Here is an 18,337-nt window from a genome sequence, read left to right on the forward strand (position 1 = left end):
CTACCCGGAAGTGATCGCCTCCAGCAGATCCTTCGCACTCGGGCACTTGTCGAACAGCGCGCCGACGTGTTTCTTCGTCCCTCGCTCGGGCTCCATCATCGGCACCCGCACGAGCGACTCGCGGCCCACGTCGAAGATGACCGAGTCCCAGCTGGCCGCCACCACCTCGTCGGGGTACTTGGCCAGGCAGCGGCCGCGGAAGTAGGCGCGGGTGTCGTCCGGCGGCTCGACGATCGCGCGCTGAACCTCCTCCTCGGTGAACAGCGTCGCCATCGAGCCGCGCGCGACCAGCCGCTGGTAGAGGCCCTTCTCCGGGCGCACGTCGGAATACTGCAGGTCGACGAGCTGCAGCTTGTGCGACGACCAGCCCAGCGACTCCCGCTCGCGGTAGCCCTCGAGCAGCCGCAGCTTGGCCACCCAGTCCAGCTCGCCGGCGCACAGCATCGGGTCGCGCCCGAGCTTGTCCAGCGCGTCCTCCCACCGGTCGAGCACGTCGAGGGTGATCTCGTCGGTGTCGGCGCCCTCGCGGTCCTCCACGAAGGCCCGGGCCCGCTCGTAGAACGCCCACTGGATGTCCAGGGCCGACAGGCGCCGCCCGTCGCGCATGCGGATCAGGTGCTTGAGCGACGGGTCGTGGCTGACCGACTTGAGCTCGGTGACCGGGTCGGCGATGCCCAGGTCGCCCGACAGCACCTTCTCCTCGATCATGGCCAGGATCAGCGACGTCGTGCCCACCTTGAGGTACGTCGAGATCTCCGACAGGTTCGCGTCGCCGATGATGACGTGCAGGCGGCGGTACTTGTCCGCGTCGGCGTGCGGCTCGTCGCGGGTGTTGATGATGGGCCGCTTCAGCGTGGTCTCGAGCCCGACCTCGACCTCGAAGAAGTCGGCGCGCTGGGAGATCTGGAAGCCTGGGCCCGACCCGTCCTGGCCGATGCCGACCCGCCCGGCGCCGCAGAAGATCTGCCGGGTGACGAAGAACGGGGTGAGGTGCATGACGATGTCGGCGAACGGCGTCTGGCGGCGCATGAGGTAGTTCTCGTGCGCGCCGTAGCTGGCACCCTTGTTGTCGGTGTTGTTCTTGTACAGGTGGATCGGCAGCGTGCCCGGGATCGTCGCCGCGCGCCGGGACGCCTCGGCCATCACCCGCTCGCCCGCCTTGTCCCACAGCACGATGTCGCGCGGGTTGGTCACCTCGGGCGTGGAGTACTCGGGGTGGGCGTGGTCGACGTAGAGGCGCGCGCCGTTGGTCAGTATCACGTTGGCCAGCCCGAGATCCTCGTCGGCCAGCGCTTCGGCGGGGTCGTAGAGGGCACCCGAGTAGGTGAACCCGCGGGCGTCGCGCAGCGGCGACTCCTCTTCGTAGTCCCAGCGGGCTCGCCCGCCCTTGGTGAGTTCGGGCCGCGCCCCGTAGGCGTTGACCACCTGGGAGGACGTGACCATGGGGTTTGCACCCGGCTGTCCGGGCACGGACACGCCGTACTCGACCTCGGTGCCCATCACGCGCCGCACACTCATGCCCACAACCCTAGCCGTATGGATGCCGACCCGGCCCACACCGGGCGGGCTGTTTCTGCGCGCCGCCGCCTTGTTGCATGTGTACCCGGTGTCGTTTCGTGTCTACTCGGCGTCGCCGCAACGGAAGCGGGCGGCGACCCTCCGGTCGCCGCCCGCTCACGTGGTGTGCAATTCGTTACAGATATTGGCCGGTGTTGGTCGCCGTCTCGATCGAACGGCCGGCCTCGGCGCCCTTGCCGCCGGAGACGAGCGTGCGGATGTACACGATCCGCTCGCCCTTCTTGCCGGAGATGCGGGCCCAGTCGTCGGGGTTGGTGGTGTTGGGCAGGTCCTCGTTCTCGCGGAACTCGTCGACGCAGGAGTCCAGCAGGTGCTGCAGGCGCACACCCTTCTGGCCGCTGCTCAGGAAGTCCTTGATCGCCATCTTCTTGGCCCGGTCGACGATGTTCTGGATCATCGCGCCCGAGTTGAAGTCCTTGAAGTACAGGACCTCCTTGTCGCCGTTGGCGTAGGTCACCTCGAGGAAGCGGTTCTCCTCGGTCTCGGAGTACATCCGCAGCACGACCGCGTCGATCATGGCGGCGACCGTCGCGTCGGGCGAGCCACCGTGCTCGGTGACGTCGTCCTTGTGCAGCGGTACGTCGGTCAGGATGTACTTCGAGAAGATGTCCTTGGCCGCCTCGGCGTCCGGCCGCTCGATCTTGATCTTCACATCGAGCCGGCCCGGGCGCAGGATCGCCGGGTCGATCATGTCTTCCCGGTTCGACGCGCCGATGACGATGACGTTCTCCAGCCCCTCCACGCCGTCGATCTCGCTGAGCAGCTGCGGGACGATCGTGTTCTCCACGTCGGAGGAGACGCCGGAACCGCGGGTGCGGAACACGGAGTCCATCTCGTCGAAGAACACGATGACCGGAGTGCCCTCGCTGGCCTTCTCACGAGCCCGCTGGAAGATCAGCCGGATGTGCCGCTCGGTCTCGCCGACATACTTGTTGAGCAGCTCGGGACCCTTGATGTTGAGGAAGTAGCTGGTCTGCTTCTCCTCGCCGCGCTGCTCGGCGATCTTCTTCGCCAGCGAGTTGGCCACCGCCTTGGCAATGAGGGTCTTGCCGCAGCCGGGCGGCCCGTAGAGCAGCACGCCCTTCGGCGGGCGCAGCTTGTGCTCCCGGAACAGCTCGGCGTGCAGGAACGGCAGCTCCACAGCGTCGCGGATCTGCTCGATCTGCGGAGAGAGGCCGCCGATGTCGTGGTAGTCGACGTCGGGCACCTCCTCCAGGACCAGCTCCTCAACCTCGCTCTTCGGGATGCGCTCGTACGCGTACGCCGAACGCGGCTCGATCATGAGCGAGTCGCCGGCGCGCAGTGGCGAGTCGGCGAGCGTGTGTGCCAGGTGGACGATCCGTTCCTCGTCGGCGTGCGATATGACGAGAGCCCGGTCGCCGCCCTCGAGGACCTCCTTCAGCATGACGACCTCGCCCGCCCGCTCGAACCCGAGCGCGTCGACGATGTTGAGGGCGTCGTTGAGCAGAACCTCCTGGCCTCGGCGCAGCTCCTCGGTCTCGATCGCCGGGGAGACTGCCACGCGCAGCTTGCGTCCGCCAGTGAACACGTCGACGGTGCCGTCGTCGTGGCGGGCGAGGAAGACTCCGTAACCGCTCGGCGGCTGTGCCAGGCGGTCAACTTCCTCCTTCAGCGTCACGATCTGGGCTCGGGCCTCCTTGAGGGTGGCTACGAGCCGCTCGTTGTTTTCGGTCAGCCGGGCAATCTGCGCCTGCGCTGCGGCGAGCCGCTCCTCGAGCTGTCGCACGTGTCGCGGTGTCTCCGTCAGCTTGCGCCGCACCAGGGCGAGTTCCTCCTGAAGAAACGCGACCTGCGTGGAGAGATCGTGGGCGTCCTTCTCCCATCGTGCGGCGCGCGTCTCCGCGTCGTCGCTGCGTGCCACGTCCCACCTCCCCGGGGGCTTTGAACGTTGTGCTCTAACACTAACTGCTGATCGCCGGTTCGGGCCCCCTCGAACACGTGCGCCACAGGGTGTTTACAAATCCGGGATGCTCAGAGGGCCCTATCCAGCACCTTTTTGCTGTCAGTGCGGCGTGTGTCACGGCCCCCTGCACGGTTGCGGACGCGTCGGGTAGCGTCGTGGCCGTGAGCGTGGAGACTTCTCAGGACTCTTTGCAGGTGTGGGTCGATCAGGACCTGTGCACCGGCGACGGGCTGTGTGTGCAGTATGCGCCTGAGGTCTTCGAGTTCGACGTCGACGGCCTGGCCTACGTGAAGGACACCGACGGCGAGCTGCGCCTGGCGCACGGCAGCCGGGTCGACGTGCCCGCTCACCTGCGGCTCGAGGTCATCGACGCGGCCAAGGAGTGCCCCGGCGACTGCATCCACGTGCACCGCCGGTCCGACGACGCACCCGTCGCCGGACCGAACGCCGACTGACCCTCGGGTGATCCCACGTCCTACAGCATCGGCTTGCCGACCAGCGAGCTGACCAGCCGCGCGAACTCCTCCAGCCGGGCGATCTGACCGGCGCCGCCGTCGTCGAGGGTCTTGCCGAAGCGCAGCGCGTCGTGCCGGATCACCGAGCCGGCCTCCTCCGCCGCCACGTTGGCCTCGTCCAGCGACGTGAGCAGCAGGTACACGTCCACGCTGTCGACCCGGTGGGTGCCGTTGGGGTTGCGGCTGATGCGCCGGCGGCAGCCGACCTCGGTCACCGCCGACAGGGCCACCACCCGCAGCGACGACGTCATCGAGCCCGGCGGCGCCTCCTCCGGCGGGATGTCCTCGCCGTGCCACAGGATCAGCCGGTTGCCGTCGCAGACCACGACCTCCTGCCACACCCCGTTGACGTCGTTGACGAACCGCTCGAGTGTGAAGCCCAGAACGCTCTGACCTCGCAGTACACCCGCCATCGCATCCATGGCGATGTCCGGGTCGCGCAGGTAGGCCCGGGCCGCCGACTCCAGGTCGGGATACGGCGACCAGTCGGGAAAGACCGCGGGTAGGTCACTGAAGCTCGGTCGGCTCATGCCCTTCGGCCTCCTCGTCTGCCCGAGCGGCAGCGGCGGCCGCCAGCCGCCGTGCCGCATACGCCTCGGCCCCCTTGCTCGGCTTGCGCCGGCGCGGCGGCGCCGTCACACCCGGTGCCAGCTTGCGCGCGCTCACCAGGAACGCCGTGTGCGCGATCATGCGGTGATCGGGCCGCACGGCCAGGCCCTCCGCGTGCCAGTCGCGCACCAGGCTCTCCCAAGCTCGAGGTTCGGTGTACCCACCATCCTCGCGCAAGGCCTCCACCAACTCCGACAATTGGGGCGTAGTCGCCACATAGCCGATGAACACCCCACCGGGGATCAGGGCCCGCGAGACGAGCGGAAGGATCTCCCACGGGGTGAGCATGTCCAGGATTATCCGATCAAACCCGGCATCTTCGCAGCCGGCAACGTCCCCTACCCGCAACGACCAGCCCGGCACCGGCCCGCCGAAGAACGCCTCGACGTTCTTGCGGGCGATCGCGGCGAAGTCCTCCCGCATCTCGTACGACGTGACGGAACCCTCCGGCCCCACCGCACGCAGCAGGGAGCAGGTCAGCGCGCCGGAGCCGGCACCGGCCTCGAGCACCCGGGCGCCGGGGAAGATGTCGCCCATCGCCACGATCTGCGCCGCGTCCTTCGGGTAGATCACCTGTGCGCCACGCGGCATGGACAGCACGTAGTCGGACAGCAGGGGCCGCAGCGCCAGGTAGGCGGTGCCGCCGGTGGAGGTCACGACGCTGCCGTCGGGCGCGCCGATGAGCTCGTCGTGCGCGAGCCGCCCGCGATGGGTGTGGAACTCCTTGCCCGCCTCCAGCACGATGGTGTGCATCCGGCCCTTGGGGTCGGTGAGCTGGACCCGGTCGCCCGGGCGGAAGGGCCCGCGGCGCACGGCCGGCAGGGTCTGGACGGGGCTTTCCACAGTCACGCGCTGTTCCTCCGGACGGTCGGCCTGCGCGGCCGCCGGTTCGGGGCCACGAGGGAGACGAGCTCGGCGCCGCGCAGGACGCCGTGCACATCCTCCCCGGTGACCACCAGGTAGTCGCCGCCCGGGTCGTCCCGGATGGCCATCAGCAGGTCGGTGCCGCGAAGATCGCCGGTGAGCACATGGTCACGGTCGATACGCCGGGTGACGTCGACGATCGGCACCCAGGGCCGCCGCTCGGCCGGCACCGCCCGCGCCTTCGCCCCGTGCACGAACCCGACCAGGCTGCCGGAGGGGTCGACCACGGCGACGACGGGCCCGCGCTCCTCGCCGAGCGCCGCGATGCGGTCGGCCTCGGCCAGCGGCGTGCCGGCGGTGACGGCGACGACGGGCCGGGCCAGCTCGCGCGCGCTGAACGGCGGCAGCTTGGCGGCCGCCCGGGCGTGCCGGATCGCCTGCCCGGCACCCACCCACATGGTGATCGCGACGAGGAAGGTGAAGGCGACCCCGAAGTACGCGTGCTGAAACGGCTGGTAGCGCAGCAGCAGCACCGCCGACGCGGCCGTGCCCACCGCGAGCAGCCGCCCGATCCACCCGGCGACCATCCGCCCGACGTTGGCGTCGCCGCTGAGCTTCCACACGAGCGCCTGCAGCGCCCGCCCGCCGTCCAGGGGCAGCCCCGGCAGCGCGTTGAACAGCCCGACGACGACGTTGGACAGCGCCAGCTGGAAGGCGAAGGTGGCCGCGATCCCGCCGGTCGGCAGGATCACGGCGGCCCCGGCGGCAAGCAGCCCGAGCGCCAGCGACACCGCGGGCCCGGCGAGCGAGACCAGCAGCTCGACCCCCGGGCGGGGCGCCTCGCGCTCCATCTCGGTGTACCCGCCGAGCATCTCCAGGGTGATCCCGCGCACACCGATCCCGCTGCGCCGGCTCGTCACCGCGTGCCCGAGCTCGTGCAGCAGCACCGAGACCAGCAGGCACACCACGAACCCGAACCCGACCGCCACCCCGGTGGTGAACGGCAGCTCCCGGTCGCTTCGGGCCTGCATGAAGGTGCCGTAGGTCAGGGTGATCAGGGCCGCGAGCAGCAGCCACGAGGGCGCGAGATAGACCGGGACGCCGGCCAGCCGGCCCAGCGGTATGCCCGCGCCGCGCTCCCGCTGTTGCGCGCGGGCGGCGGGCGACGCCGGCGCGGATACCGTGCGGTGTTCGTCCATCGCACCCGATGCTACGGGCTGAGGGGTTCGAAACGCGTTTTCGTCGTACCCCCCGTTTAACCTCTTGTGCATGACGGTGCCCGTTACCTCCGCCCTGCCGACCCTCTCGCCGTCGCGCGCCGCCGACTTCAAGACCTGCCCCCTGCTGTACCGGTACCGAAGCATTGACCGCCTGCCCGAGCGCCCCACCCCTGACCAGGCCCGCGGCACCCTGGTCCACGCCGTGCTCGAGGCCCTCTTCGACGCACCGCCCGGCGGACGCACCCCCGAGCACGCCGAATCCCTGGTCGCGCCGCAGTGGCAGCGCCTGGTCGAGGAGGAGCCCGAGCTCGCCGGCATCTTCACCGACCCCCCGCTCACCCCCGACGACTTCCTCGCCGGCGCCCGCGACCTGCTGCACGGCTACTTCGCCGTCGAGGACCCCAACCGCCTGGAGCCCGCCGACCGCGAGTCCTACGTCGAGGCCGAGGTCGACGGCCGCCTGGTCATCCGCGGCATCATCGACCGCCTGGACGTCTCCCCCGCCGGCGACCTGCGCGTCGTGGACTACAAGACCGGCGGCGCCCCGCGCGAGGCCTTCGAGGCGCGCGCCATGTTCCAGCTCAAGTTCTACGCCCTCGTCCTGTGGCGCACCCGCGGCGTCGTCCCACGGGTCCTCCGCCTCATGTACTTGCGCGACCAGGAGGTCTGCGACTTCGCCCCGGACGCCGACGACCTGGCCCGCTTCGAGCGCACCCTGCTCGCGCTGTGGCAGGCCATCGAGCTGGCGACGCAGAACCAGGACTTCCGCGCCAAGCCGAGCCGGTTGTGCGGGTGGTGCGCGCATCAGGCGTTGTGCCCGGCTTACGGCGGGACGCCGCCGCCGTTTCCCTCTTCGGCTCCTGTTGCCTCGGGTGAGGTGGTTGTGGAGCGGGACTGAGGCTTGTTCCCGTCTCGGCGTTTCGGCCGGCTGCTCCGGGGGCGGGGCGGGGGCGGGGGGCCCGGGGGGATGGTCACCCTTTTCTTGCTCGGGCTCGTGTCAGCTGTGGCCCGTTGTTCCCGCCAGGTAACGCTGCGGGCCTGGCGGCCCTCCGCTGCGGCGTTCGTTGTGTCACGGGCCGGCCCCGTGTTTGGGCAGTGGCTTAGGTCGTTGGCCGTGGGTGCTGTCCGGGCACGGGTCCGGGCCCTCCCCTGCGGCTTGGGCTGAGGCAGTGGTCTGGGCCGTCCGCCTAGTGCTGTCCGGGCACGGGTCCGGGCCCTCGACGCGGCTTGCGGCGGCGGACCGCCGGCGGCAGGCGGCCCGTCAGGCATCACCGCAAGCGCCCCCGGACCTGGACCACGCTTACTGCGTTGGATCGGGCAGGCCGAAGGCGCCCGCAACCCCCGACCAGTTGTGGCCGCCAGCTCACAGTCGGGGTGAATCGTGCGCTCGTGCCACCACGGCCCGCCACGTCGGCGCGGAGGGCGGGCGGCGGCCGTCGTCGTCGGGCGCTCAAGGACTTTCGACATGTCGGGCGCTCCGCGCCACGACATGTCGGATTTATACCTCGTCGGGCGATAAATTAGCGCCGAATGTGTCATACTCGGCGATTCGCGGCGAACGGCGAACGGCGAACGGCGAACGGCGAACGGCGAACGGCGAACGGCGAACGGCGAACGGCGAACGGCGAACGGCGAACGGCGAACGGCGAACGGCGAGGGGCGAGGGGCCGGTCTCCTTGCGCATGGTGGGCTGGCAACCGGGACGGGCCGCGGCCGGCCGGCGATGCCACGCGGGGAGTGCTGGCGACGAGACGGGCTGCGGCGGGCCGGCGATGCGCACCGGGGACACGGCGGGGACGGGCGGCCGGCGGGCTCGAGGTGTGGGTGAGAGATGGCGCACATGGCGCGGGCGAAGGGGCGTGCGGAGCGGAGAGGGTGGGGAGTTGGGTCATCCTCGCGACGGCGGGGGTCATCCCTGAGGAGGAGAGGTAGTCGGGCGCGGCGATGAAAGGGGTGGCGGCGCCAGCCGATACCGTCGATAGCGTGCGGCGCGTCCGGGAGATGTTCGGGCAGCGGGGGAACCCGCTGCTGCAGGACGTGTTGCTCGCCCTCGGGCTGATGGTCGTCGGTGCGGGCGCTGAAGCGGTCAGTGCGGCGCAGTTCGGGGTGCACAACCTCGGGATGCAGCTCGTGTACGACGCTCTCGGGCTGGCGGCCGTTGCGGTGCGGCGGCGGTGGCTGTGGGTGGGGGTGTTCTGGACCTGCGCGCACACCGTGCTGCCGTTCGTGACAGGGCTGCGGCTCGTCGAAGGTGGGCTGGGGATCGTCGTACTCACCTACACGGCGGCCGCGTACCTGCCGGTGCGGAAGGCGCTGCTGGCGGCCTGCGTGATGTGGGTGCCGGGGATGGTGCTGGCCGCGGTGCTGGGGCGGACCGGGGAGAGTGCGTTCTATCCGAATGCGCAGATTTTCGTGGTGTTCAACACGATGAGTGCGCTGGTGTGCTTCACCGTGGGGCGGACCGTTGCGACCCGGCGGGCCTACATCGCGGCGCTCGAGGATCGGGCCCGGACCACGGAGAGCAGTCAGCGGGCGCTCACCGAGAAAGCGGTTGCCGAGGAGCGGCGGCGGATCGCGCGCGAGCTGCATGACGTGGTGGCGCATCACGTGAGCGTCATGGGGGTGCTCGCCACCGGGTCGCGGCGGATGTTGACGAGGGATCCGGGCGCGGCGGACGAGGCGCTCGCCACGATCGAGGAGACCGGGCGGACAGCGCTGCGGGAGATGCGGCGGCTGCTCAGCGTGCTGCGGACCGAGGCGGAGCCGGCCGGGGAGCTCGCGCCGCAGCCAGGGTTGGCGGGCATCGAAGGGCTGATCGAGCAGATCCAGGAGGCGGGGCTGCCGGCGGTGCTGCGGGTCGACGGGGAGCCGGGGCCGCTGGAGCCGGGGGTGTCGCTGACGCTGTACCGCATCGTGCAGGAAGCGCTGACGAATGCGCTCAAGCATGCGGGGGCGGCGACCATCGAGGTGCGGCTGGACTTCGGGGCGAACGACGTGACGGTGGAGATCTGCGACACCGGACGCGGGCCGCAGCTCGGGAGCGCGGCCGTCGGGCACGGGCTGCTCGGGATGCGGGAGCGCGTGATGCTGTACGGCGGGACCCTGCGCACCGGGCCCAGGCCCGGCGGCGGATACCGTGTCCACGCCAGGATTCCCATTGAGGTGCCGGTAGAGAGGCAGTTGGCGAGTTGACCGAGGCGCGTCCGATCCGGCTCCTGCTCGCCGACGACCAGCCGCTGCTGCGCACCGGGTTCCGGATGGTGCTCGGGGGCGAGCCGGGGCTCGACATCGTCGCCGAGGCCGGCGACGGGGTCGAGGCCGTTGAGCTGGCACGGCGGCTGCTGCCCGACGTGGTACTGATGGACATCCGGATGCCGCGCATGGACGGGGTGGCGGCGACGCGGGCGATCGTCGAGGCGAAGCTGCCGGTGCGGGTGCTCATCCTGACGACGTTCGACCTGGACGAGTACGTCGTGGGGGCGCTTCGGGCGGGGGCCAGCGGGTTCCTGGCCAAGGACGTGCCCGCCGACGACCTGGTCATCGCCATCCGCACGGTGGCGGCCGGCGAGGCGGTCGTGGCGCCACGAATCCTGAAGCGGCTGTTGGACAAGTTCGCCGACGCTCTGCCCGATCCGGATGCGGCTCCGCCGCGCGACCTGCGGGTGTTGACCGACCGGGAGCGCGAGGTCCTGGTGCAGCTGGCCAAGGGGCTGTCCAATGCCGAGATCGCGCGTGCACTGTCGGTGAGCGAGACGACCGTCAAGACGCACGTCGGTCACGTGCTGACCAAGCTGGGGCTGCGCGACCGCGTACAGGCCGTCGTCCTCGCGTACGAGACGGGACTGGTCCGCCCCGGGTCGTGAGGTCGTCCTCGGGGACGAGGGACGGGGTGACGGTCACCCTTAGCTTGAAGTGGACAGGACAAGGGGTACCACTTCGAGGGGGACTGAGCGTGACCACGACTGTCACGACCGGGGGCGGGATCGCTGCCCGCTCGGTTGACGTGTGGAAGGTGTACGGCAGCGGCGAGGCTCAGGTCATCGCACTGCACGGGGTGAACGTCGAACTGGAGCGCGGGCACTTCACCGCGATCATGGGGCCGTCGGGGTCCGGCAAGTCGACGTTGATGCACACGCTCGCGGGCCTCGACTCGGTCACCCGCGGGGAGATCTTCATCGGCGACACCCGGCTGACCGGGATGTCCGACGGCCAGCTGACCGAGCTGCGGCGCACGAAGGTCGGGTTCATCTTCCAGCAGTTCAACCTGCTGCCGACGCTGACCGCGGAGGAGAACATCCTGCTGCCGCTGTCGATCTCGGGTCGCAAGGCGGACCCGGCGTGGTACGACACCGTGATCAAGACCGTCGGGCTCGCCGACCGGCTCGGGCACCGACCCAGCCAGCTGTCCGGCGGCCAGCAGCAGCGCGTCGCGTGCGCGCGGGCGCTGGTGTCGCGGCCGGAGGTCATCTTCGCCGACGAGCCCACCGGCAACCTCGACTCGCGCTCGGGCGCGGAGGTGCTGTCGTTCCTGCGCAACTCGGTGCGGGAGTTCGGCCAGACGATCGTCATGGTGACCCACGACCCGAACGCGGCCTCCTACGCCGACCGGGTCATCTTCCTGGCCGACGGGCAGATCGTCGACGAGCTGCGCGAGCCGACCGCCGAGGCCGTGCTCGACAAGCTCAAGGGCCTCGACAACGCCAACGCGCGGCTCGCGGACGAGGTGGCCTGAGCGTCATGCTGAGGGCGACCCTGAAGAGCCTGCTGGCGCGCAAGCTGCGGCTGACGCTGTCGACCCTGGCGGTCGTGCTGTCGGTCATGTTCATATCCGGCTCGCTGGTGCTCACCGACACGCTCGGGCGCACGTTCGACAACCTGTTCGCCAACATCTACACGTACACCGACGTGCAGGTCTCGGCGAAGTCGCAGCTGCAGCAGCAGGGCGGCGGCAACGATGCCAGCACCCCGTTCCCGGCCGCGACCGTGGACCGGGTGGCGAAGCTCGACGGCGTGGCGAAGGCGACCGGGCAGGTCTTCCTCAACGGCGCGACGCCGATCGGGCGCAACAAGAAGGTCGTGCTCAACCAGACCGGGCAGCAGTTCGGCGCGAACTGGACCGGCGAGGACGATCTGGTCAAGCTGGCCGAGGGCGGCGCGCCGAAGGCCGACAACGAGATCGTCATCAACCGGGGGCTGGCCAACAAGGCCGGGTTCAAGCTCGGCGACTCGATGGACGTCATCACGCGTGACCAGGAGCGCGGCACCTACAAGATCGTCGGGATCATGCAGTACGCCGGCGGGCGCGACTCGATGGCCGGCGAGAGCGCAATCTTCTTCACCACCGAGAAGGCGCAGGAGGCGATGCTCGGCGCCGAGGGCGTGTACAACGTCATCGACGTGAAGGCCGCCGCCGGGGTCAGCGACGAGAAGCTGCGCGACACCGTCAAGGCCGAGCTCGGCGACGCCTTCGTGGTACAGACGGGCAAGGAGCTGTCCGACGAGGCCAGCAAGGGCATCAAGAACCTGCTGAACTACATCAACTACTTCCTGCTCGGCTTCGGCGCCGTGGCGCTGCTCGTGGGCGTGTTCCTGATCCTCAACACGTTCTCGATCATCGTCGCGCAGCGCACGCAGGAGCTGGCGCTGCTGCGGGCGATGGGTGCCGCGCGGGGCCAGGTGCTGCGTTCGGTACTGCTGGAGGCCGTCATCATCGGCCTCGTCGGCTCGGCGCTGGGCTTCCTCGTCGGCCTCGGCCTCGGCGCGGCCGGCGCCCGGGCATTCGTCGGCCTGGCCGACGGCGCGGAGGTCGCGAGCCTCGGGTTCCCGATCTCGGCGGTGATCGCGTCGTTCGCGATCGGCATCGGGGTCACGATCGTCGCCGCGCTCATGCCGGCGGTGAAGGCGTCCCGGGTGGCGCCGATCGCGGCGATGCGCGAGTCGGCCACCCCGGACCGTCCGCTGACGAAGCTCACCATCTCCGGCATCGTCGTGACCGCGCTGGCGGCCGGCGCGCTGAGCTGGGGCCTGGCCGGCGCCGGCGGCGCGACCCTGTCGCTGGTCTTCGGCGGGGTGCTGGGCGTCCTCATCGGCGTGGCGCTGCTGACGCCGGTCATCAGCAAGCCGCTGGTCGCCGCGCTCGGCATGCTGTTCTCCTGGTCGATCCCGGGCAAGCTCGGGCGGCGCAACTCCGCGCGCAACCCGCGGCGCACCGCGATCACCGCCGGCGCGGTGATGATCGGCATCGCGATCGTCACGGCGATCAGCACGATCTTCACCTCCCTGTCCACAGCGTTCGCCGACACGCTGAACAAGGACCTGGCGGCCGACGTCATCGTGCTCGGCCAGCAGACCAGCGAGATCCCGCCGGTCGTCACCAACGCCGAGCTGGACCGCATCACCGCGCTGCCGCAGGCCAAGACGGTGGCGGCGATCACCGCCGACGCGGTGGAGATCAACGGCCAGCAGCAGTTCGTGTTCGCCTACCTGGACCCGGCGGCGGGCGTGTCGGTGCTCAAGCTCACTACCGACCAGGGCCGCATCGACCGGCTCGGCCCGGGCGAGTTCATGGTGGACAAGAAGACCGCCGAGGACCGCAAGCTCAAGCTCGGCGACACCATCTCGGTGAAGTTCGCGAAGGGGCCGCAGAAGACCCTGACGCTCGTCGGCATCACCGGCGAGACGGCGATCGGCGACGGCATCGTCATCGACTACGCCGACGCGAAGGAGGGCTTCGCCTTCCCGCAGCCGTGGCAGGTGTTCATGGCGGTCAAGGACGGCTCGTCGGTCGCCGCGGCCAAGGATGCGGTCAACGACGTGCTCAAGGACAACCCGCAGGTCCAGGCGTACACGAAGGCCGAGTACGTCAAGACCAACCAGCAGACGTTCAACGTCATCCTGGTGATCGTGCAGGTGCTGCTGCTCATCGCCCTGGCCATCTCCGTCCTCGGCGTCATCAACACGCTGCTGCTGTCGGTCATCGAGCGCACCCGCGAGCTGGGCATGCTGCGCGCGGTGGGCCTGCGGCGCCGGCAGACGTGGCTGATGGTGACGACGGAGTCGGTGGTGATCACGGTGTTCGGCACGGTGCTGGGCCTCGCGGTCGGCGTCGGGCTCGGGGCGGCGATCGTGACCGCGCTCAAGGACGTGGTCGGCTTCGGCGCGGTGACCCTGCCGTGGGCGCTGATGACCGTGTACTTCATCGCCTCGATCGTCATCGGCGCGGTCGCCGGGTTCATCCCGTCGCTGCGGGCCGTGCGCCTCAACGTGCTCGGAGCCATCGCCTACGAGTAGTCGTCCAGCCGACAAAACGCACCCCACGTGCGCAAACGGGCCGCGGTCACCTCCGGGTGGCCGCGGCCCTGCTCATAGGCTGTGTCTGAGAATCCTGTGCCCGCCGGGTCGGGGTTGACCCTGAGCCGGGCTCCGGGAGGCTCCCCCAGCGTAATATCCGTGACCGGCTACCCCCGCGGGCGGACGTTTCTCTCCCCCGTCGCCGAGACGATGAGTGCACACCATTCACCAGGGGGAATCATGACTGCATCGGTTGCGACGCGCACCGAGGTGGCCGCGCGGGCGGTCGACGTATGGAAGGTCTACGGCTCCGGCGAGGCGCAGGTCAACGCGCTCGCGGGGGTCTCGGTGGAGCTCGAGAAGGGGCGCTTCACCGCGATCATGGGCCCGTCCGGCTCGGGCAAGTCCACGCTCATGCACTGCCTCGCCGGGCTCGACGCCGTGACGCGGGGCCAGGTGTACGTCGGCGACACCAAGATCACCGATCTGTCCGACCGGGGGCTGACGAACCTGCGGCGCACCAAGGTCGGGTTCATCTTCCAGCAGTTCAACCTGCTGCCGACGCTGACCGCCGAGGAGAACATCCTGCTGCCGCTGTCCATCGGCGGGCGCAAGCCGGACCCGGCGTGGTACGACACCGTGATCAAGACCGTCGGGCTCGGCGACCGGCTCAAGCACCGGCCCAGCCAGCTCTCCGGCGGCCAGCAGCAGCGCGTCGCGTGCGCGCGGGCGCTGGTGTCGCGGCCGGAGGTCATCTTCGCCGACGAGCCCACCGGCAACCTCGACTCGCGCTCCGGCGCGGAGGTGCTGTCGTTCCTGCGCAACTCGGTGCGCGACTTCGGCCAGACGATCGTCATGGTCACCCACGACCCGAACGCGGCCTCCTACGCCGACCGCGTCGTTTTCCTCGCCGACGGCCACATCGTCGACGAGCTCTACGCGCCGACCGCGGACGCCGTGCTGGACCGCCTGAAGCGCCTGGACAAGGTGGCCTGACCCGATGCTGAAGGCAACCCTCAAGAGCCTGCTGTCGCGCAAGCTGCGGCTCGTACTGTCCGGGCTCGCGGTCGTGCTCGGCGTCATGTTCGTGTCGGGGGCGTTCGTGCTCACCGACACCCTCGGCCGCTCCTTCGACAGCCTCTTCGCCTCCGTGTACGCCGGCACCGACGTGCAGGTGACGCACAAACCGAAGCTCGAGAACAACTTCGACGGGCCCCCGGCGGCCGCGAACATCCCGGCCGGCCTGGTCGAGAAGGTCAAGGCCGTGCCGGGCGTGGCCGGCGTGACCGCGCAGGCCAGCTCCGACGGCGCCCGGGTCGTGGGCACCAACGGCAAGGTCCTCACCACGTTCGGCCCGCCGCGCATCGGCGAGAACTGGACCGGCACCAACGACTTCCTGCAGCTGCGTGAGGGCCGCGGCCCGGCCGCGGACAACGAGGTCGCGATGAACGCGCTCACGGCCAAGAACGCCGGGCTCAAGGTCGGCGACGAGGTCGGGGTGCTCACCCTGCAGCCGAAGCGCACGTTCAAGCTGGTGGGCATCTTCGGGTACAGCGGCAACCGGGACTCACTGGGCGGCGCCCTGGAGGTGGCGTTCACCACGCCGGTCGCGCAGGAGCTGATGCTCGGCGAGAAGGACGTGTACAGCAGCATCGACGTCAAGACCCAGCCGGGCGTGACGCACGAGCAGGTGCGCGACAGCATCGCCACGGCGCTGGGCGCCGACTACAAGGTGCAGACCAACGCCCAGATGCAGGCGGAGACGAGCGCCCAGTTCAAGCAGGGCCTCGGCTTCTTCAACAACATCCTGATCGGCTTCGCCGGCGTCGCGCTGTTCGTCGGCACGTTCCTCATCCTCAACACGTTCTCGATCATCGTGGCGCAGCGCACCCGGGAGCTGGCGCTGATGCGCGCCCTCGGCGGCAGCCGCGGCCAGACGCTCGGCTCCGTGCTCACCGAGGCGGTCACCATCGGGCTGCTCGCCTCCGTGCTGGGCCTTGCGGCCGGCATCGGCGTCGGCGTACTGCTGGCGTCGCTCTTCGGCAGCCTCACCGGCGTCACCCTGGCCTCCGTCGGCGTGCCGGCGACCGCCGTGATCAGCTCCTTCGTGGTCGGCCTGCTCGTGACGGTCGTGGCCGCGGTGATGCCGGCGCTGCGCGCCAGCCGCATCCCGCCGATCGCCGCGCTGCAGGAGGTCGCCACGCCCGACCGGCCGCTGACGAAGCTCACCATCAGCGGCGCCGTCGTCGGCGCGGCCGGCGGCACCCTGCTGGGCCTCGGCCTGGCCGGCAAGGGCAGCGGCAGCACCACGCTGTGGCTGATCCTCAGCGGCGTGCTCATCACGTTCATCGGCGTCGCGCTGCTCACGCCGCTGCTGGCCCGCCCGGTCGTGGGCCTGCTCGGCCGGCTGTTCTCCTGGTCGGTCCCGGGCAAGCTCGGCCGTCTCAACTCCGGCCGCAACCCGCGCCGCACGGCGATCACCGCGGCCGCGCTCATGGTCGGCCTGGCGCTCATCACCGGCGTCAACGTCATCCTGGCCTCGGCCAAGCAGAGCCTGTCCGAGCAGGCCGACAAGGAGGTGACCGTCGACCTGATCGTCTCCGGCGACGGCGACCAGAACGGCCCGGCGACGTTCGACCCGGCCGTGATGGCCTCGGCGGCGAAGATCCCGGGCGTGGCGAGCGTGGCCAGCGAGTACTACGAGTTCGCCCAGGTCGGCGACCGGCGCGACGGCATCTCGGCGGTGCCCGACGCGGCCGCGTGGGCGGGCATGTTCAAGCTCACAACCGAGCAGGGCGCGCTCGACTGGACCGGCAAGGACCAGGCGATCGTGGACGCGGAGACGGCGAAGAACCGCCATCTGGCGATCGGCCAGCCGGTCGACATGCAGTTCAGCCGCGGGGAGGTGCACCACGTGACGATCGTGGGCATCTTCGCGAAGAGCAACGTCGCCCGCGGTCTCTACGTCTCGCCCGACGTGATCCCGGACTTCCGCACGCAGCAGCCGGCCTGGGGGTACGTCAAGGTCTCCCCCGGCACCCCGGTGGCCACCGTCCAGCAGCAGGTCGACACGCTGCTCAAGGACAACCCGGAGGTCTCGGTCGCCAACCGCTCCGAGTACGTCGCGGCGCAGTCGGCGCAGTTCGACCAGCTGCTCACGATGATCCAGGTGCTGCTGGCCCTGGCGATCCTCATCGCGGTGCTCGGCATCGTCAACACCCTGGCCCTGTCGGTGCTGGAGCGGACCCGCGAGCTGGGCCTGCTGCGGGCGATCGGCATGCGCCGGATGCAGACGATGCGCATGGTCACCGTCGAGGCGGTCGTCATCTCGGTCTTCGGCGCGCTGCTCGGCCTCGCGGTCGGCACGGGACTGGGCGCCGCGGTGGTGCGGGCCCTGAAGGACGAGGGCTTCACGAAGATGGCGTTCCCGTGGACGCAGATGGCGACGTACCTGCTGCTGGCCGCCGTGATCGGCGTGATCGCCGCGGTCCTGCCGTCGATCCGCGCCGCGCGCGTCAACGTCCTGCAGGCGATCGCGCACGAATGAGCTTTACCCGGGGGGATGGTAGGAGCGCTCCGCGGCTTGCCGGCCGCGGGGCGCTCCGCCCGTTTATCCGACCAGTTTGCGCAGGTAGTCGACGTCGACGTCGAGCAGCGACCCGACCAGCGTGACACCCTCAGGATCAAGATCAATCTCGCACGGTACCGCGAGCACGGCGCACCCCGCCGCCCGCGCACTGCGAATCCCGTTCGGCGAGTCCTCGACGGCCACGCAGTTGCGCGCCTCGGCACCCACCAGCCGCGCCGCCGTCAGGTACGGCATCGGATGCGGCTTGGTCTCGTCCACCTCGTCCCCGGCCACGACGGCGTCGAAGTTGTCCGCCCCGATGGTCAGCAGCGCCACGTCGACGAGGTGCCGGTGGGTCGCGGTGACGAGCGCCAGCGGCACCCCCTGCGCCCGCAGCGCCGTCAGCAGCTCCCGGGCGCCCGGCCGCCACGGCACCCCGCCGCGCAGCAGCTCCTTGACCCGCTCCTCGAGCCACACGACGCTCTCGTCCATCGCGTCGCGCGTGACGGGCAGCCCGAGGTCGTTGTGCAGGATGCGCATCGAGTCGGACATGTTGGTCCCGACCATCTCGCGGCGCGCCCGCACGGACAGGGGCCGGCCGTGGTGGGCGGCGAGCTCGTTGAGCCCTACCTCCCAGACCTTCTCGCTGTCCACGAGGGTCCCGTCCATGTCGAAGAGCACCGCCTGCATCGCCACACTGCGGATCCTGCCAAGCGACGGCGCGTTTCCGCCGCGCCGCCCTGCCACCGTGCGCAAGGTCACGGCCCCG

At 70.3% G+C, this 18,337-nt stretch carries 14 protein-coding genes; 8 read left to right on the forward strand and 6 right to left on the reverse strand.

The features are described from left to right. A complete protein-coding gene (dop, locus tag ABD901_RS24705; RefSeq protein WP_345129508.1) occupies nt 1-1,518 on the reverse strand; it encodes a depupylase/deamidase Dop in 1,518 nt (505 codons plus the stop codon). 175 nt (nt 1,519-1,693) lie between these two features. Beyond that, nucleotides 1,694-3,460 (reverse strand): proteasome ATPase, encoded by a 1,767-nt coding sequence (arc, locus tag ABD901_RS24710; protein WP_345129509.1) that lies wholly within the window; start codon nt 3,458-3,460, stop codon nt 1,694-1,696. A gap of 209 nt (nt 3,461-3,669) precedes the next feature. On the opposite strand from arc, the gene ABD901_RS24715 reads away from it, so the two are divergent. Then, the gene (locus ABD901_RS24715; protein WP_345129641.1) at nt 3,670-3,957 is read left to right on the forward strand and encodes a ferredoxin; all 288 of its coding nucleotides are present in this window, start codon (nt 3,670-3,672) and stop codon (nt 3,955-3,957) included. A gap of 20 nt (nt 3,958-3,977) precedes the next feature. Here ABD901_RS24715 and ABD901_RS24720 read toward each other — a convergent pair whose 3' ends face one another. From ABD901_RS24720 to ABD901_RS24730, 3 genes are read right to left on the reverse strand one after another with little or no spacing between them, the layout of a single operon-like run. Next, on the reverse strand, nt 3,978-4,547 hold the full coding sequence (locus ABD901_RS24720; protein ID WP_345129510.1) for a hypothetical protein: 570 nt from the start codon (nt 4,545-4,547) through the stop codon (nt 3,978-3,980). Then, a complete protein-coding gene (locus ABD901_RS24725) occupies nt 4,525-5,475 on the reverse strand; it encodes a tRNA (adenine-N1)-methyltransferase (protein WP_345129511.1) in 951 nt (316 codons plus the stop codon). The genes ABD901_RS24720 and ABD901_RS24725 overlap by 23 nt, the downstream gene beginning before the upstream one ends. Next, nucleotides 5,472-6,689, reverse strand: a complete 1,218-nt coding sequence (locus ABD901_RS24730) for a site-2 protease family protein (RefSeq protein ID WP_345129512.1) — start codon at nt 6,687-6,689, stop codon at nt 5,472-5,474. Before ABD901_RS24730 ends, ABD901_RS24725 begins: the two co-directional genes overlap by 4 nt. A 70-nt stretch (nt 6,690-6,759) precedes the next feature. Between ABD901_RS24730 and ABD901_RS24735 the strand changes: the two genes are divergently transcribed. The 7 genes from ABD901_RS24735 to ABD901_RS24765 all read left to right on the forward strand — a co-directional run bounded on the left by ABD901_RS24735 (nt 6,760) and on the right by ABD901_RS24765 (nt 17,547). Then, entirely contained in the window at nt 6,760-7,608 is an 849-nt protein-coding gene (locus ABD901_RS24735) for a RecB family exonuclease (RefSeq protein ID WP_345129513.1), read from the forward strand. A 1,085-nt stretch (nt 7,609-8,693) separates the two neighbouring features. Next, nucleotides 8,694-9,902, forward strand: a complete 1,209-nt coding sequence (locus tag ABD901_RS24740) for a sensor histidine kinase (protein ID WP_345129514.1) — start codon at nt 8,694-8,696, stop codon at nt 9,900-9,902. Beyond that, nucleotides 9,899-10,573, forward strand: a complete 675-nt coding sequence (locus ABD901_RS24745) for a response regulator (RefSeq protein ID WP_345129515.1) — start codon at nt 9,899-9,901, stop codon at nt 10,571-10,573. The genes ABD901_RS24740 and ABD901_RS24745 overlap by 4 nt, the downstream gene beginning before the upstream one ends. Nucleotides 10,574-10,662: 89 nt before the next feature. After that, the gene (locus tag ABD901_RS24750; RefSeq protein ID WP_345129516.1) at nt 10,663-11,442 is read left to right on the forward strand and encodes an ABC transporter ATP-binding protein; all 780 of its coding nucleotides are present in this window, start codon (nt 10,663-10,665) and stop codon (nt 11,440-11,442) included. Nucleotides 11,443-11,447: 5 nt separating this feature from the next. After that, nucleotides 11,448-14,000, forward strand: a complete 2,553-nt coding sequence (locus tag ABD901_RS24755) for an ABC transporter permease (protein WP_345129517.1) — start codon at nt 11,448-11,450, stop codon at nt 13,998-14,000. Between the two features lie 240 nt (nt 14,001-14,240). Next, nucleotides 14,241-14,996, forward strand: a complete 756-nt coding sequence (locus ABD901_RS24760) for an ABC transporter ATP-binding protein (protein ID WP_345129518.1) — start codon at nt 14,241-14,243, stop codon at nt 14,994-14,996. Nucleotides 14,997-15,000: 4 nt separating this feature from the next. Next, the gene (locus tag ABD901_RS24765; RefSeq protein ID WP_345129519.1) at nt 15,001-17,547 is read left to right on the forward strand and encodes an ABC transporter permease; all 2,547 of its coding nucleotides are present in this window, start codon (nt 15,001-15,003) and stop codon (nt 17,545-17,547) included. Nucleotides 17,548-17,610: 63 nt separating this feature from the next. On the opposite strand, the gene ABD901_RS24770 is transcribed toward ABD901_RS24765, so the two are convergent. Then, nucleotides 17,611-18,249: an HAD family hydrolase gene (locus ABD901_RS24770; RefSeq protein ID WP_345129643.1), complete on the reverse strand. Its 639-nt coding sequence runs from the start codon at nt 18,247-18,249 to the stop codon at nt 17,611-17,613. Nucleotides 18,250-18,337: the final 88 nt, after the last annotated feature.

Source organism: Dactylosporangium darangshiense, assembly GCF_039537565.1.
In the GTDB taxonomy this organism is placed as follows: Bacteria; Actinomycetota; Actinomycetes; order Mycobacteriales; family Micromonosporaceae; genus Dactylosporangium; species Dactylosporangium darangshiense.